General features: G+C 70.1%; 14 protein-coding genes. 11 read left to right on the forward strand and 3 right to left on the reverse strand.

All coding sequences use genetic code 11. The features are described 5' to 3' along the window. The first annotated feature begins 1 nt into the window (after window position 1). The 3 genes from CCN37_RS02390 to CCN37_RS02400 all read left to right on the forward strand — a co-directional run bounded on the left by CCN37_RS02390 (window position 2) and on the right by CCN37_RS02400 (window position 3,646). Entirely contained in the window at window positions 2-2,119 is a 2,118-nt protein-coding gene (locus CCN37_RS02390) for a penicillin acylase family protein (RefSeq protein WP_086818957.1), read from the forward strand. Window positions 2,120-2,203: 84 nt separating this feature from the next. After that, entirely contained in the window at window positions 2,204-3,094 is an 891-nt protein-coding gene (locus CCN37_RS02395) for an SGNH/GDSL hydrolase family protein (RefSeq protein ID WP_086818958.1), read from the forward strand. 132 nt (window positions 3,095-3,226) lie between these two features. Beyond that, window positions 3,227-3,646 (forward strand): SSI family serine proteinase inhibitor, encoded by a 420-nt coding sequence (locus tag CCN37_RS02400; RefSeq protein WP_086818959.1) that lies wholly within the window; start codon window positions 3,227-3,229, stop codon window positions 3,644-3,646. 263 nt (window positions 3,647-3,909) lie between these two features. On the opposite strand, the gene CCN37_RS39595 is transcribed toward CCN37_RS02400, so the two are convergent. Next, window positions 3,910-5,022: a hypothetical protein gene (locus tag CCN37_RS39595; RefSeq protein ID WP_086818960.1), complete on the reverse strand. Its 1,113-nt coding sequence runs from the start codon at window positions 5,020-5,022 to the stop codon at window positions 3,910-3,912. A 347-nt stretch (window positions 5,023-5,369) separates the two neighbouring features. On the opposite strand from CCN37_RS39595, the gene CCN37_RS02410 reads away from it, so the two are divergent. Next, window positions 5,370-6,251 (forward strand): serine protease, encoded by an 882-nt coding sequence (locus tag CCN37_RS02410; protein ID WP_086818961.1) that lies wholly within the window; start codon window positions 5,370-5,372, stop codon window positions 6,249-6,251. 61 nt (window positions 6,252-6,312) lie between these two features. Here CCN37_RS02410 and CCN37_RS39600 read toward each other — a convergent pair whose 3' ends face one another. Further along, complete coding sequence (locus CCN37_RS39600; protein WP_168200489.1) at window positions 6,313-6,768, reverse strand: hypothetical protein; 456 nt, start codon at window positions 6,766-6,768, stop codon at window positions 6,313-6,315. Window positions 6,769-7,052: 284 nt separating this feature from the next. Between CCN37_RS39600 and CCN37_RS02420 the strand changes: the two genes are divergently transcribed. Genes CCN37_RS02420 through CCN37_RS02430 form a run of 3 tightly spaced genes read left to right on the forward strand, consistent with a single transcriptional unit; the run spans window position 7,053 to window position 10,116 of the window. Then, window positions 7,053-8,039 carry an efflux RND transporter periplasmic adaptor subunit gene (locus CCN37_RS02420; protein ID WP_210407840.1) on the forward strand — a complete coding sequence of 329 codons (987 nt, stop codon included), beginning with the start codon at window positions 7,053-7,055 and terminating at the stop codon, window positions 8,037-8,039. Continuing rightward, complete coding sequence (locus tag CCN37_RS02425; protein WP_086818962.1) at window positions 8,036-8,734, forward strand: ABC transporter ATP-binding protein; 699 nt, start codon at window positions 8,036-8,038, stop codon at window positions 8,732-8,734. Before CCN37_RS02420 ends, CCN37_RS02425 begins: the two co-directional genes overlap by 4 nt. 5 nt (window positions 8,735-8,739) lie before the next feature. Continuing rightward, window positions 8,740-10,116 carry an FtsX-like permease family protein gene (locus CCN37_RS02430; protein WP_246842775.1) on the forward strand — a complete coding sequence of 459 codons (1,377 nt, stop codon included), beginning with the start codon at window positions 8,740-8,742 and terminating at the stop codon, window positions 10,114-10,116. 55 nt (window positions 10,117-10,171) lie between these two features. Here CCN37_RS02430 and CCN37_RS02435 read toward each other — a convergent pair whose 3' ends face one another. After that, complete coding sequence (locus tag CCN37_RS02435; RefSeq protein WP_210407841.1) at window positions 10,172-11,260, reverse strand: nucleotide disphospho-sugar-binding domain-containing protein; 1,089 nt, start codon at window positions 11,258-11,260, stop codon at window positions 10,172-10,174. Window positions 11,261-11,881: 621 nt separating this feature from the next. Here CCN37_RS02435 and CCN37_RS02445 point away from each other — a divergent pair. From CCN37_RS02445 to CCN37_RS02460, 4 genes are all read left to right on the forward strand, one after another. Further along, the gene (locus tag CCN37_RS02445; RefSeq protein WP_246842770.1) at window positions 11,882-12,031 is read left to right on the forward strand and encodes a hypothetical protein; all 150 of its coding nucleotides are present in this window, start codon (window positions 11,882-11,884) and stop codon (window positions 12,029-12,031) included. A 5-nt stretch (window positions 12,032-12,036) separates the two neighbouring features. Further along, complete coding sequence (locus CCN37_RS40675; RefSeq protein ID WP_210407842.1) at window positions 12,037-12,648, forward strand: hypothetical protein; 612 nt, start codon at window positions 12,037-12,039, stop codon at window positions 12,646-12,648. A 160-nt stretch (window positions 12,649-12,808) separates the two neighbouring features. Further along, on the forward strand, window positions 12,809-13,753 hold the full coding sequence (locus CCN37_RS02455; protein WP_086818996.1) for an ABC transporter ATP-binding protein: 945 nt from the start codon (window positions 12,809-12,811) through the stop codon (window positions 13,751-13,753). Next, window positions 13,750-14,586 (forward strand): ABC transporter permease subunit, encoded by an 837-nt coding sequence (locus CCN37_RS02460; protein ID WP_086818967.1) that lies wholly within the window; start codon window positions 13,750-13,752, stop codon window positions 14,584-14,586. The genes CCN37_RS02455 and CCN37_RS02460 overlap by 4 nt, the downstream gene beginning before the upstream one ends. Window positions 14,587-14,614: the final 28 nt, after the last annotated feature.

Below are 14,614 nucleotides of genomic sequence, written 5' to 3' on the forward strand. Positions count from 1 at the left end.
CATGCACACGCTCCACTGGCTGCTCGTTCCGGCGCTCACGCTGTCCTCGACGGCCATCCCCACGTCCGAGCACGGCGTCCCGCACGTCGTCGCGAGCGACCACGCGGGCCTCGGTCGCGGCATCGGCCACGCCCAGGCGCGCGACCACCTCTGCGCGCTCGGCCAGATCTTCTTGTCCACCAGGGGTGAGCTGGCCGAACACTTCGGCGAGGAGCGCACGGCGGCCACCCCGCCGCAGGGCAACGTCGCCTCCGACGTGTACACCCGCGACCTCATCGCCCGCCGCGTCGTCGAACGCATCGTCGCGCAGCCAGCGCCGGTCGGCCCCTCCGAGGACGTCCGCGCGCTCACCAGGGGCTACGCAGAGGGCTACAACCGGTTTTTGGCCGAGACCAAGCAGAACTGCCGTGGACTGACTCGAATCACCGAAATGGACGTCCACCGCCTGAAGTACATCAGCGCGCAGGACGGAGCGATCCGCGCGCTCGGCGGCATCGTCACCGCGACCCCACCGAGCCGCCCGCAGGCACCGCAGAGGCCGTCCGCCCCGGAGATTCCCCGTGGTAGCAACGCGATCGCCGCGGGCAAGGTGTTCTTGGGCAACCCGCACGTCCCGTGGCGCGGGATCGCGTCCTTCTGGCAGGCGCGGTTGACCATCCCCGGCAAGCTCGACGTGGACGGGGCGAGCCTGCTCGGAACGCCCGAGACCGTCGCGGGCTACACGCGTCACACCGCTTGGGCCGCAACGATCGCGACGTCGCTGAGCTACGCGCTGGCCGAGGTGAAGCTCGTCCCTGGCGACCCGACCGCGTACACAGTGGACGGTCGCGTGGAGCGGATGACAGAGCACAAGATCACCGTCGACGTGCGCGGTGGCAAGCCGGAGACCCGTTCGCTGTGGTCCACCCGCTACGGCCCGGTGATCACCTCCATGGTGGTCAGCCCGTGGCTCGGCGAGCGCGCCGCGGAACGACTCGATTGGACCGCCGAGCGAGCTTTCGTGCTCGTCGACGCGAACGCGAAGTCGTTGCGGGGAGCCAACTCCATGGTGGAGTTCCCTCGCGCTGAGTCGGTCGAGGACCTGCGGAGGTCGATCTTCGCCAACGGCGGCATGTCCTACGCGAACGTGGTGGCGAGCGACCGGCACGGCAAGGGGCTCTTCGCCAACGTCCAGGCCGTCCCGCACATCACCGACGCGCACGCCCGCCGCTGCAACACCGCCAAGGGACGCGAGCTGTTCGAGCGCGCGGGCCTGCCCGTGCTGGACGGCTCGCGAGCGGACTGCGCGCCCGGTACCGACCGCGATTCCCTTGTGCCAGGCACGTTCGGCGCGCACCGCATGCCCAACCTCATCAGCACCGATCAGCTGTCGAACTCCAACGACTCGCACTGGCTGACCAGCGTGAAGCAGCCCCTCAACGGCTTCCCCCGCGTCTTCGGCACCGAGGGGACCGCACGCTCACCGCGCACGCGCTTCGGCCTCCAGGAGCGCGTGACAAGCCTTCGCGACGCACAGGAGATGGTGCTGTCCAACCGATCCTTCATGGGCGAGCTGGCCGTAGACGACGTGCTGCGCATGTGCAAGTCCATGCCGCAGCACGAGAAAGCCTGTGACGCGCTCGCGAAGTGGGATCGCCGCAACGATCTCGACAGCCGTGGCGCCCTGCTGTTCGACGAGTTCTGGCAGGAGATCGGCGACATCCCTTGGCTGATCCCGTTCAACCCCGCCGACCCCGTCCGCACTCCGCGCGCGCTCGACATCGACAACCCGCGCGTGCGGGCCGCCTTCACCAAGGCCGTCACCTCGCTCGGCCACGCGCCCGACGCACCAGTCCGTGATCACCAGTTCGCCTTGAACAGCAAGGGAAAACGCGTCCCGATGCACGGCGGGGACAACGCGCTCGGTGTCTACAACCTCATCGAGACCACGTCGGAGGGCCAGGCGGTCGGCGGCACCAGCTTCCTGTTCGCGGTGCGGTTCACCGGAAACGCGTGCCCAGAAGCACGAACGATCTTGGCGAACTCGCAGTCCAGCAACCCGGCTTCGCCGCACTTCTCCGACCAGACCGAGCTGTTCGCGGCCAAGCGGTGGCTGCCGGGGCGGCTGTGCCGGGGCTGACCACTCGATCACGCTATTGACCCGGAGTACATGAACGGTCACGATCCGAAGTAACCCCTGCTCAACCCAGGTTACGAGGACCCCATGGCCGTGTCTGCCCTGCTCCGCCGCGCTTTCGTCCTCCTCATCTCGACGACAACGGCGGCACTGGCCGTCCCGGTGAGCGCCGGGGCGGCCCCCGCAACCGTGCAGAAGTACGTCGCGCTGGGCGACTCCTTCACGGCCGGGCCGTTCATCCCCGGCCAGCGCACCGACCCGATCGGGTGCCTGCGCTCCGACCGCAACTACCCGTCCCTGCTGGCCAAGCAGCTCGCGCCCGCGAACTTCGTCGACGTCAGCTGCAGCGGCGCGGTCATCGACGACATGACCAGCCCGCAGAAGGTGCTGCTGGGCGAGAACGCGCCGCAGCTCGACGCGCTGACCCCGGACACGGACCTGGTGACCGTCGGCGTGAGCGGCAACGACGTCGGCTTCGTGCCCGTGCTCGCGGCGTGCGCGCTGGCCAGCGTCCGCGACCCGTTCGGCAACCCCTGCAAGGACGACAACACCGTCGGGGGCACCGACAAGCTCGTGCAGCGCATCGAGCAGACCGCGCCCAGGGTCGGCGCGCTGCTGGCCAGCATCAAGCAGCAGGCGCCCAAGGCGAAGGTGCTGGTCATCGGCTACCTGAGGCTGCTGCCCCCGGCGAACGGCTGCTGGCCGCTGGTCCCGATCGCGCGCGGCGACGTGGCCTACCTGGACGGGCTCCAGCAGCGGCTGAACGCAATGTTGGCGGCCCAAGCAACCTCGGCGGGGGTCGGTTACGTCGACACCTATGCCCCCAGCATCGGCCGCGACGTCTGCCAGCTGCCGGGGACGAAGTGGGTGGAGGGACTCGTCCCGACCGCGCCCGCCGCGCCGGTCCACCCCAACGCCGCGGGGATGACCGCCGTGGCCGCTCTGGTGGGCAGCGCCCTGACCAGGTCGCTGGACTGACCCCAAAACGATCTAGTGTCTCTCACCTGGTCCGTGTGCGCTCCGCAACCGCCCCGGTCGAGTGACGCTCGATCCGGTCGCTACTCGGAAGTATCCGTCTTATGGGCGGCGATTGACGGTAAATCAATCACCATGCGAGCACTTCGTCTGTTGTCCTGCGTGGCCCTCTCCGGCGCCGCGCTCCTCGCTTCCGTCACGACCGCGTCGGCCACCACCGCCGCCCCGGTCGAGCTCGTCGCACCCTCGGCGCTGACGCTGACCGTCACCCACGACGGCATCACCTCCGATGCCCCGAAGGTCGCGCTGCTGACCTGCAACCCGGCCAGCGGCACGCACCCGAAGGCGGCTGACGCCTGCCGCGACCTGCTGCTCGCCCAGGGCGACTTCGCGAGGCTCAACCCCATCGGCCGCCGCGCGGCCTGCACCATGGAGTACGACCCCTTCGAGGTCACCGCGACCGGTACCTGGCGCGGCAAGCCCGTGACGCACAAGGCGACCTACTCGAACGGCTGCGTCATGGCCGCCTCGACCGGCGCCGTCTACCGCTTCTGAGTCCGACTGTCCCTACGTCCCCGCTGTAACGCTTGAGGGAGCGAAGGTCCCCGCCCGGCGCCGCGTGCCGCACCCACCACGCGCCGTGGGAGGAGGAGTTCGCTCCCTTTCGCGCGTCCGGGGCCGCCGAAGTTGGTCGGGGCGCCCGGTGGTCCCGGGCGCCCCGCTCCTTCAGAAGAACATTCACAGCTGAGCTGCTCATCCGTATTTCCTGTGGATCGCCTGAGAGAAGCCAGCCGCGAATGCCCGCTCGGCGGCCCCTGTCAGCCGCCGAGATGGGCCGCCAGCCCCTGCTGCGGGTCCTCGGCGTCGTCGCCGAAGGCCCACACCTTGCCGGAACCCGGCACCGCCGCCACCGCCATGAGCGACGCGTGCGCAGGCAGCCCAGCCTTCTCCTCCACCCACGCGGAGCCGTTCCAGCGCAACGCGATCGGCCCGGCGCTGGAGGTGTAGCCGACCGCGTGGACCCCGCCCTTGCCGTCCGCCGTCGCGCCGTAGAGCAGGCCCTGCTTCGCCGGAACGGGCACGACCGCGAACTTCGCGCCGTCCCAGCGCTGCACGTGCGGGGCGAGCGCGAGCGGGTTGCCGCCCTCGGGGTCGGCGAAGCCGATCGCCCACACGTCCTTGCCGCTGACCACGACGCTGGTGAACTTGGCCTCGGGCGCGCCGGTCGGCGCGGCGGCCACCTCGGTCCACGCCTTGCCGTCCCAGCGCAGCGCGAGCGGGCGCACCCCGGCGCTGGTGCCCGCGTAGCCGACCGCCCACGCCTCGGTGGCGCTGCGGGCGGTGACGGAGCGCAGGCAGGCGAAGTTCGCGTTGGCGGGCTTGGGCACCGAGACCGCGCTCCACGCCTTGCCGTTCCAGCGGTTGAGCAGTGGCACCCCGGCGGAGAAGTCGCCGGTCTGCGCGCACCCGGCCGCCCACGCGTCGTTCTCCGAGAGCGCGGAGATCGAGCTCAGCTCGGGGTAGGCGTCGGCGGGCAGCCCGGACGGGGTCGGCGAGGGCAGCTCCACCCACTTCGCGCCGTCCCAGCGCGCGGCGAGGCTCGCCTTCTCCGACTTCACGCCGACGGCGAGCGCGCTCTTCTCCCCCGTCGCGGCGACGGCGCTCAGCGAGAGGCCCTTCGGCGTGGGCGTGCGCTGCCAGCTCTTGCCGTCCCAGCGCAGCGCGACGGTGCCCGCCCACATGTTGACGAGGTGGTAGCCGACCGCGAAACCCGAGTTCGCGGAGGCCATCGAGGCGCCGGAGAGCGAGTAGCCGGGCGAGAGCTTCGGCGTCGGCGTGGTGGTCCAGCCCGGCGCCGCGGCGGCGCTGCCGAAACCGGTGAAAACGACCGCGGTCGCCAGCAGGGCGGCGGCCCGGATTCTGATCCTCATGTGCCAGAACCATCCTCGGGCGCGACACACGCCCGATACAAAGCGGACACAAGCCCGCGGGGCCCGCTCGACGAGGAGTCGCTGACCAGCTCGTTTCACCCGCCGAAGCTGTAAGTAGGTCGACGGGCCGACGAACGCACTGGTCCGATCGGGGGACCCGGGTCGGCCGGGCGGCGGCGCGGGAGCCCTTTCCCGCGCGTATTCAGTTTAAAACATAAGAAATACGGACGTCTGTCATCAGTGAATTGTTTGAGCGACTCCCGTCGAGTGGCCGGTGGTTTTCGGCGACGTCGACTTCCTACCGTGGGATTCCTCATGACCCTGCACATGAGCACAAAGGTGGTCTTATGAAGCTGAACAGGTTGTTCGTCGCACTCGGCGCCTCCGCCGCGGTTCTCGCGCTCGCCCCGGCCGGCCAGGCCGCGCCGAGCCCCGACGTCGTGGAGCGGTCCCAGGCGCCCACCGCCGAGGTCGACGCCTACTGGACCCCGGAGCGCATCGCCGAAGCGGTGGCCAACCCGATGCCGATGCCCACCCCGGACGGCGCCCCCGCCGCGCCGCAGGCCGGTGCGCGTGACCTGATCCAGAAGGTGCCCGGCCCCTACAGCTCCGAGAAGCTGCGCAGCATGGGCCGCCTGCTGTTCACCACCGGCGGGCGCAACTCCAGCTGCTCGGCCACCTCGGTCGAGGCCGCGAACAAGAACCTCGTGTGGACCGCCGCGCACTGCGTGCACTACAACGGCGTCGCGGCGGAGAACATCACGTTCCTGCCCGGCTTCCTCAACAACGAGAAGCCCTACGGCACCTGGCCGGCCAAGAAGACCTTCATCCCGCAGGGCTGGATCTCCAGCTCCGGCAAGGACTTCGCGCTCGACTACGCGGGCTTCTCGGTGGAGTCGCAGGGCGGCAAGTCGCTGACCGACACCGTCGGCGCCAAGGGCGTGGTCTTCGACGACAAGAAGAGCCAGCAGACCGACATGTACGGCTACCCGGCGGAGTCCCCGTACACCGGCCAGGAGATGTACACGTGCAGCGGGATCTCCGCGACGGTGCAGACCTTCGACGCGAAGATCGCCTGCAACGGCATCGGCGGCCAGAGCGGCGGCGCGTGGCTGAACTCCTCGGACAAGGTGTGGGCGGTCAACAGCCGCTCCGACCGGCAGACGGTCACCTACGGCACCCTGTTCGACTCCAAGGCCAAGGAGCTGTACCAGCAGGCCGGTTCCTGATCCCCTGACAGACGCGAACGCCCGGCCGGGTTTCTCCGGCCGGGCGTTCGCGCGTTCGAACTCAGGCGTCGGCGAGCAGCCGGTTCACCACACGGGCCATGCCCTCGCGGACCTCGTCCGCGTCGGGGACCTCGATGTCGGTGATCTCCAGCTCTTCACCGTCCTCTTCGGACTCTTCCTCGTCGTCCTCAGCGTCCTCTTCGGACTCTTCGGACTCTTCGAGCTCCTCTTCCTCTTCCTCGTCGTCCTCGTCCTCGTCCTCGTGCACCTCGCGCAGCTCGGCGATGTCGGCGAGGATGTCGGCCGGCTCCAGCGCGGGCAGCAGCGGCTCGACGGCGGCGAGCACGTCGTCCTCCTCGACCGCGACGGCCTCGGCCAGCGCGATGGCGTGGTCACGCTCGTACGGCCCGCAGGTGAAGGAGTCCCACGCGTCGTCGAGGGACTGGAACACGACGACCCAGGGCAGGTCCTCGATTGGGGAGCCTTCCTCCGGCTCGCTGATGATCACGCCGCCCATGCTGGGTCCTCCTCGATCAGTGCCTCGTCACGCCAATGTCTACCGCCCCTGCTCGCGGCCCTGACGGCGACCCCTGCTAGTTCACTTCGGCGTCGCGCGGACGTCACCGGCGGGGCGGGTCCGGAATTGCGCGCCCGATGCTTTCCGGACGGTTCGGTTCGAGATCTTCGACGTGGTCCGAACCAACGCAACCCCGCCCGGCCGAGCGGCGTCTGTGGGGATACCGGTGCAAACCGGTCACAATCGAGTTGGGGATCTTGGTGCGGAAAAGAACAATTCTCCGGTTGAGCGGATTGGCCGTGGTCACGGCCGTGGCGACGACGGCGTGCGGCGGTGCGGAGAAACCGGAGTCCAACCCTGAGCTGGCACCGCGCGGGACGACCGTGACGACCGCGAAGGTGACGAGGCAGAGCCTCACCAACAAGGTGAGCCTGACCGGCAAGGTCGCGATGAACCCGGTGTTCGGCCTGACCACACCGGTCAACGGCGAGATCCGCTACCTGGAGTTCGAGCCGCCCAAGGGCACCCCGACCAAGTCGACCAAGGTCGCCGAGATCTACTCGGGCAAGCGCGTCGCGAGCAGCATCAGCGTCCCGGCCAAGGCCACCTTCGCAGGCAGGCTCGTCGAGGACCGCGCCTCGGTCACCTCGGGCATGCCGGTGGTCTCCGCGCGCTACGCGGGCTACGGCATCGTCGCCGAGATCGAGGGCGACCAGGCGTACAAGCTCTCCGGCGCGCTCAGCTCGGTCGAGGCCCAGATCACCAACGGCCCCGGCCCGTTCCCGTGCTCGGTGCTCGGCACCATCGCGGCGATGCCCGCGGGCAGCATCCCGGAGCCGGAGCCCAAGCCGGGTGAGGACCCCAAGACCCCGCCGACCGGCACCAAGCCCGGCCCCGGCCAGGGCACCAAGCCCGGCGCTGGCGGTTCGACGCCGTCGGAGCCGACGGGCCTGCGCCTGGTCTGCACCGCGCCCAGCGACGTGAAGATGATCAACGGCAGCGCGGCGACCATCGAGGTCGTCACCGACCGCTCCACCAACGCGCTGGTGCTGCCGGTCGAGGCCGTCGCGGGCACCTCCGGCCGCGGCAAGGTCGACGTGGTGGCCGCCGGCGGCGCCCGCAGGACCGTCGACGTGGAGCTGGGGCTCACCGACGGCAAGGTGGTGGAGATCAAGTCCGGTCTCACCGGTGACGAGACGGTCGCCGTTCCCGGCCCGAACCTGCCGGGCGGCAAGGCGAGCGGTTCCGGCTCCTCCCCGGGGTCCCGATGAACCCGCTGATCCAGCTGACCGGGATCACCAAGACGCTCAAGGGCCAGGAGGAGCCGCGGCAGATCCTGGCCGGGGTCGACCTGACCGTGCACGCGGGCGACAGCGTGGCGATCCTCGGCCGTTCCGGCTCCGGCAAGTCGACCCTGCTGAGCCTGCTCGGGCTGTTCGACCGCGCCGACGGCGGGCAGTACCTGTTGAACGGCAACGACATCACCACGTTGCCCGAGCGCAGGGCGGCCGTGCTGCGCAGCGCCGAGTTCGGTTTCGTCTTCCAGCGCTTCTTCCTGCTCAAGCACCTCACCGCGGCGCAGAACGTGGCGATGGCGCTGGTCAACGGCCAGGGCTGGCTGCCGGCGCGCAAGCGCAAGGCGAAGGTCATGGCGGCGCTGGAGAAGGTCGGCATCGCCCACCTCGCCAAGCACCGGCCGACCCGGCTCTCCGGCGGTGAGCAGCAGCGGGTCGCCATCGCGCGCGCACTCGTGCGCGAACCCAAGATCCTTCTGGCCGACGAGCCGACCGGCGCGCTGGACACCGAGACCGCCGAGCTGGTGATCGACGTGCTGCTCAGCGCCACCCGCACCGGCTGCGGGCTGATCCTGGTGACCCACGACCGGCAGCACGCCGACCGGATGGCGCGCGTGCTGCGCCTGACCGACGGCAGGCTCTCACCGGCGAACGAGAGGGTGTTCACGTGATCCGGATGTCCGGGAAGTTCCGGTCCTCCCTGATCATCGGCGGCCAGGGCATCCGCGCTCGCAAACTGCGCACCGTGCTGTCCATGATGAGCCTGTTCCTCGGCGTGCTCGCGGTGATCGCGGTGCAGGCGGGCGGGCAGGTCGCCGAGAAGGCGATGCTCGCCGACATCGAGCTCCAGCAAGGGATCGACGGCACCGAGAACCTCTCCCTGCCCTCGCACGAGAAGACCGCCTCGGTGGTCAGGGAGACCCTTCAAGGCCAGCCGGGGGTGTCGGCCTACGGCTCGGCCAAGGCCACGCTCGGCGAGCCGAACGTCACCCCGCTCAACCCCGGCGGCAACTCGCTGACCGGGCGCTACGGCAGCTACGGCGGTGGCAGCGGCCGCTACACGACGGTCTGCGACGCCAGCGGCATGTGCACCAGCAAGCCGGTCGACGAGAAGCAGCCGCCGAAGGGCTCCGCGGTCGAGGTGCGGGTGAGCTCGATGCTCGGCGACCTCCGCCAGTTCCGGCCGTTCCGGCTGGTCTCCGGGGAGTGGCTGGACTTCGGCTCCGCGCCGTCGATGTCCCCGCAGATCGTGCTCAACACCGGTGCGGCCGAGGCGCTGAAGAAGCACCAGATCCCGGCCGAGCTGCACATCGAGGGCGCGGCGAAGAACGCGACGCCGAGGGTCGTCGGCGTGGTCGACGACGGGCAGGGCGACTACTCGGCCACCGCCTACATGCGGGCCGACGAACTGCAGAACTGGATGCCAGTCGAGACCAAGAAACCCGCGAGCGGTCCCGCCGCCTCCCCGATGGCCGCCATGTACGGCAACAGCGGCAGCGGCGGTTTCACCATGGCCTACTTCACCCCCGGCCCGGGCGCGGAGAGCCTGAAGCAGACGCTGCGGGCACGACTGGCCGCCGCGGGTGCCGACGTGGACGGGATGCGCTCCAGCACCGTCAACTCCAAGGGCCGCATGGCATCCATGCTCAGCATCATGAAGATGATCTTCCTTGGCATGGCGTGCCTGGTGCTGCTGATCGGTGTCGCCGGCATCCTCAACGTCGGCCTGGCCACCGTCGGTGAACGGGTCGAGGAGTTCGCGCTGCGCCGCGCTGTCGGCACCTCGCGGATGTTGCTGACGTTCATCGTGCTGGCCGAGACACTGCTGACAGGTCTGCTCACCGCACTGGCCGCGATCGGTGCCGGAGTGCTCGGTTTCCAAGTGGCGACGGTGATGTTCAGCAGCAAGCTGCCCGCGATCGCGGACATGTCCTTCCCGTGGGACGCGGGCGTCGCCGGAGTGATCGCCGGCTTGGCCGCGGGCCTGCTCGGCGGCCTCATCCCCGCCATGCGAGCCGCGCGCATCCCCATCTCCACCGTGATGCGCGCCTGACCTCGCCCGTTCGAACCAACGGACCCCGTTGCGGTGCAACGGGGTCCGTTCGCTCTCAGCCCACGAGGGCGGCCAGCTGGCGCACGACGTCCACGGGCAGCGGACGTGCCGCGTTCTCCTCGCGGACGCGCTCGCACGCCGCGCGGATGTCCTTGTCCTCCAACAGCTTCGCGAGGTGCGAAGCGTCGACGGCGGACTCCTCGATCCACATGCCGATGCCCGCCGCGCGCACCATCGCCGCGTTGTCGAACTGGTCGGCGCCGTGCGGGAGCAGCAGCTGCGGCACGCCGCGGGTCAGCGCGGTGAACGTGCTGCCCGAGCCGCCGTGGTGCACCACCGCGTCGCAGTTCTCCAGCAGCGCGTTGAGCGGAATCCACTCCGCCAGGCGCACGTTGTCCGGCAGCTCGCCGAGCTCGGAGACATCGCTCCCGCCGAGCGCGAAGACGAACTCCGCGTCCATTTCCTTTGCCGCGTCGACGATCTGCGCGAGCGCGCCGACGCCGTTGAGCCTGGTGACGACCGTGCCGAGGGTGACGCACACGCGCGGGCGCTCCCGCTTGGCGAGCAGCCAGTCCGGCAGCTTCCCGCCCGCGTTGTAGGCGACGTAGCGCATGGGCCAGCCGATCTGCGGCGTGCCGAGGCTCTCCGTCGCAATGTCGATGATCGCCGCAGGTTCGGTCGGCCGGGTGACGCCGTGCCGGTCGTAGGCCTCGGTGTGCTTGGCGTAGAGCGCCACCTCGTGGGTGCCGCGCGCGCCGCCGAAGTTGTGCTGCACGGCGGGGATGCCGAGCTTGGCGGCGACGAACGGCCCCGCCGAGTCCATCTGCTCGAAGACCACCAGATCCGGTCGCCACCCCTGCGCCGCATCGAGCATGCCCTCGGTGAGCTGATCACCGAGCGCCGCGAACCGCTCAGCAACGACATCCGCCGCCCTGGCCGGGTCCGACTTGAACAGCTCGCGCAACTGCCCCCAGTCCACGCTGCTGTCCTTCGAGGACTCCTGGAAGAACTTGTACACGTCCAATCCCGGCGCCGCGTCCACCACCGCCAGCCCCGCCCGCGCCGACTGCTCCACCCCATCGGCCGTGGTGGCCACCAACACCTCGTGCCCCGCCGCCCGCAACGCCCAAGCCAGCGGAATCATCGGGAACAGATGCCCCAACCCCGGCGACGACGTAACCAAAACCCGCACAACACCCTCCCTGAACCACTTCACCTCCCCCCATCAACCCACACCCCAAGACTCTCAGCAACAAAGATATTCAAAACCCGACATAACGCACCCAACGCACCCAACGAGGGAGCGAGCACCAGCGAGCAACCCGCCGCAACCCGGCTGGGTCAGAGGACACCGAACCGTGGGGGGCTTGGGGGGTTCGACCCCACACACAAAGGACGACGACCCGGCAAAGGCGCGCAGCGCCGAGCACACGGGTGCTGAGGAGGCGGCCTGCTCGACCAGCCTGGGGGTTACCGGGAGCAGGCCGCCGCTGGGGAGTTTACGCGGTGTCCACGTGGGTGGTCGCAACACCTAGGACACTTTTGATCAGGGGCACCCGGGCGGCGGGGGCCGATTGGGGCAACAGGGTGATTTTGCCGGGGCTGGCCTGTACGCGTGGCCGCTCGCCGCCGATGTCTTGCCAGTGACCGAGCCGGGGTGTTCGTACGTGGTGGTTCGGTCGGCGCCGCGCGATGATCCGGGCCCGCCGTGAACGACCAGCGCTGGTGGGTGGATTGCGGGGACCCTTTTGGCAGGGACCGTTCGGTGACCGTGCTCGTCGAGGAGGACCTGGTGCTGGTGGTCGCTCCTCCTGGCGGGACCGCGGTTCTTTCAGCGCAGCAGACGCATCGATTGCACCGGATGCTCGGGACCGCCAGTGACGCTGCGGCCGAGTCCGGGGACCCGAGAGGATGACGCCGATGGAAGACCCGATGCGCCAGGCGGTGCTGATGCGGCTGGCGATGTTGGACCAGGCCGCTGAGAGCGGGGACGCTTCCGCGTTGCTGCCGCTTGCGCGTGCCGAGCTCCAGCGGTTGGCGGAGGGGTGGCGGTTGTTGTTGACCGTGCACCAGCGGGATCAGGACGGCCGGTGCCGCGCGTGTCCTTCTGGTCTGCGCAGGCGCCGCTGGCCGTGCCAGGTGTGGTTGATGGCGCACCGGCATCTGATCGGTGATGGGACGACGCACCGGGAGCGGCGGGCTTCGGTCCGCAATCCGTTCACGCGGCGGTTGCGCGCGGTGGGCGGGATCAGCGATGTCGATGTGATCAGTGAGCAGGACCCCAGGGAGACCAGCGGAGTGGGAGAGGTCGAGTTGATCGGTGTGGTGAGGGACATGCGCCCGGCGGATTCCGTGCGCGCGGAGGAGGACTTCCGCGCGGTGGAGACCGTGGCGGCGGTCGAGATCACCGGCCCGATCCCGGCGGTGCCCGCCGAGACTCCTGCGGAGACCACCACCGAGATCCCGGTGATCCCCGCAGATCCACCCGCCTCGATCTTGGACGCCAAGCCCAAGCACGCCCTCAACGACTAGCCCCGCCGTCCCTTCGCGTTCTGGCAACGCGCTGCGATGTGGGAGCGCTCCATCTCGCGTTTCGTTGCCACAACGCGAAGTGCGGGGCGTGATGGGGCAGGATGGCCGGGTCTCCCGGTTCACGAGGCCGGGTCGCGAGGAGCTTCACGTGGAGGGACGCGTGCACGACGGCACTGGCCGGATCGTGGTGCAGGACCTGACCAAGCGGTTCGGGCCCGTCACCGCGGTGCAAGACCTCAGCTTCACCGTCGAGCCGGGTTCGGTGACCGGGTTCCTGGGGCCGAACGGGGCTGGCAAGACCACCACGCTGCGCATGCTGCTGGGTCTGGTCCGGCCGACCTCGGGCAGCACGACGATCAACGGCCTGCCGTTCGAGCGGCTGGGCAATCCGGCGACGGTGGTCGGCGCGGTGCTGGAGGCGCAGAGCTTCCACCCGACCCGATCGGCCCGCGCGCACCTGCGTTGCTACGCCGCGGCGGCCGGGTTGCCGGACGAGCGGGTGGAGCAGGTGCTGACGCTGGTGGGCCTGGCGACGGCGGCGAACCGGCGGGCCGGGGAGTTCTCGCTGGGCATGCGGCAGCGGCTGGCGCTGGGCACGGCGCTGCTCGGCGATCCGCAGGTGCTCGTGCTCGACGAGCCCTCGAACGGGCTGGACCCCGAGGGCATCGCGTGGCTGCGGACGTTCATGCGCACCTTCGCGCGCGGCGGGCGCACGGTGCTGGTCTCCAGCCACCTGCTGGCCGAGGTCGAGCAGACCGTGGACCAGGTCGTGATCATCAGTGGTGGCCGGACCCGCTACCAGGGGCCGCTGGAGGACCTGCGCCGGTCCCAGCGCAGCCGCGTGCTGGTGCAGCCAGCTGACGCGCACGCGCTGGTCGCGGCGCTGGCCGAGGCCGGGCTGACCGACGTGGAGACGCTGGAGGACGGCAGGCTGGGCGTGACCGGCTCGCACACCAAGCAGGTCGCGGACATCGCGTTGGCCGCTGGCGTGGCGATCTACGGCATGCAGGAGGAGCAGGCCGATCTGGAGCGGATGTTCCTCCAGCTCACCACCGGTGAGCCGGGCCAGGGCCATGCGGGCGGATTCGGGGGCGGTGCGGCGTGAACGGCCTGGTGAAGGCGGAGTTCCGCAAGATCTTCTCCACCAACCTGTGGTGGGGTCTGCTCATCCCCGGCGCGCTGATCACGCTGGGCTTCGCGGCGGGCGGGGCGTGGATCGGCTCGCTGGGCGCGCAGGTCCGCGACATCGACGAGCAGGTCCCGTTGGCGTTGCCGCTGTTCGCCAGCGGGATGACCTTCGGCACCCTGTTCTCCGCGCTGGTCGGTGTGCTCGGGGTGACCGGCGAGTACCGGCACCGCACCATCACCACCACCTACCTCACCGCGGGTTCGCGGGATTCCGTGCTCGTCGCGAAGCTCGTCGCGTACGCGGGCCTCGGTGCGATCTACGGCGTCGCCTCGGCCCTGTTCGGCTCGCTCGGGGCGATCCTCGGCTCCGGCGGCGAGGGCTTCCCGAGCGCGGTGTCGTGGCTGGCCGTCTGCGCCGTCGGGGTGGTCTCGTCGGTGCTGTGGTCGATGTTCGGGGTCGGGCTCGGCGCGCTCGTCGGCAACCAGTTGGGCGCGGTGCTCGGCCTGCTGCTCTACACGCAGGTGGTCGAGGGCGTGCTCGCCGGAATCCTGCGGAGCAACGGGGCCGAGGAGGTCCCGCCGTTCCTGCCCTACAGCGCGGGCAGCGACATGACCATGGACCTCGCGCTGAACCTGTTCTTCGGTGATCTGCCGGAGCGGCTGGCCAGCTCTCCGCTGGTGGCGCCGCTGCGGCAGGGGATCACCGAGGCCGCGCCGATCTGGTGGGCGAGCGCGCTGATCTTCCTGGGCTACGCGCTCGTGATGGTGCTGGCCGGTTCGCTGGCGGGCAAGCAGCGCGACATCACGTGACCAAGCCCTCTTCACGCTGTCCCCGGCC

Origin of the sequence: Allokutzneria sp. NRRL B-24872, from assembly GCF_002155965.1 — a bacterium.
Classification (GTDB): Bacteria; Actinomycetota; Actinomycetes; order Mycobacteriales; family Pseudonocardiaceae; genus Allokutzneria.

Bases quoted from the DNA above. Each gene is read 5' to 3' on its own strand.
- CCN37_RS39600 (WP_168200489.1), bottom strand. From the start codon at position 6,768: ATGGGCGGCGTGATCATCAGCGAGCCGGAGGAAGGCTCCCCAATCGAG.
- CCN37_RS02395 (WP_086818958.1), top strand. From the start codon at position 2,204: ATGGCCGTGTCTGCCCTGCTCCGCCGCGCTTTCGTCCTCCTCATCTCG.
- CCN37_RS02410 (WP_086818961.1), top strand. From the start codon at position 5,370: ATGAAGCTGAACAGGTTGTTCGTCGCACTCGGCGCCTCCGCCGCGGTT.
- CCN37_RS39595 (WP_086818960.1), bottom strand. From the start codon at position 5,022: ATGAGGATCAGAATCCGGGCCGCCGCCCTGCTGGCGACCGCGGTCGTT.
- CCN37_RS02425 (WP_086818962.1), top strand. From the start codon at position 8,036: ATGAACCCGCTGATCCAGCTGACCGGGATCACCAAGACGCTCAAGGGC.
- CCN37_RS02390 (WP_086818957.1), top strand. From the start codon at position 2: ATGCACACGCTCCACTGGCTGCTCGTTCCGGCGCTCACGCTGTCCTCG.
- CCN37_RS02400 (WP_086818959.1), top strand. From the start codon at position 3,227: ATGCGAGCACTTCGTCTGTTGTCCTGCGTGGCCCTCTCCGGCGCCGCG.
- CCN37_RS02430 (WP_246842775.1), top strand. From the start codon at position 8,740: ATGTCCGGGAAGTTCCGGTCCTCCCTGATCATCGGCGGCCAGGGCATC.
- CCN37_RS02435 (WP_210407841.1), bottom strand. From the start codon at position 11,260: ATGATTCCGCTGGCTTGGGCGTTGCGGGCGGCGGGGCACGAGGTGTTG.
- CCN37_RS40675 (WP_210407842.1), top strand. From the start codon at position 12,037: ATGGAAGACCCGATGCGCCAGGCGGTGCTGATGCGGCTGGCGATGTTG.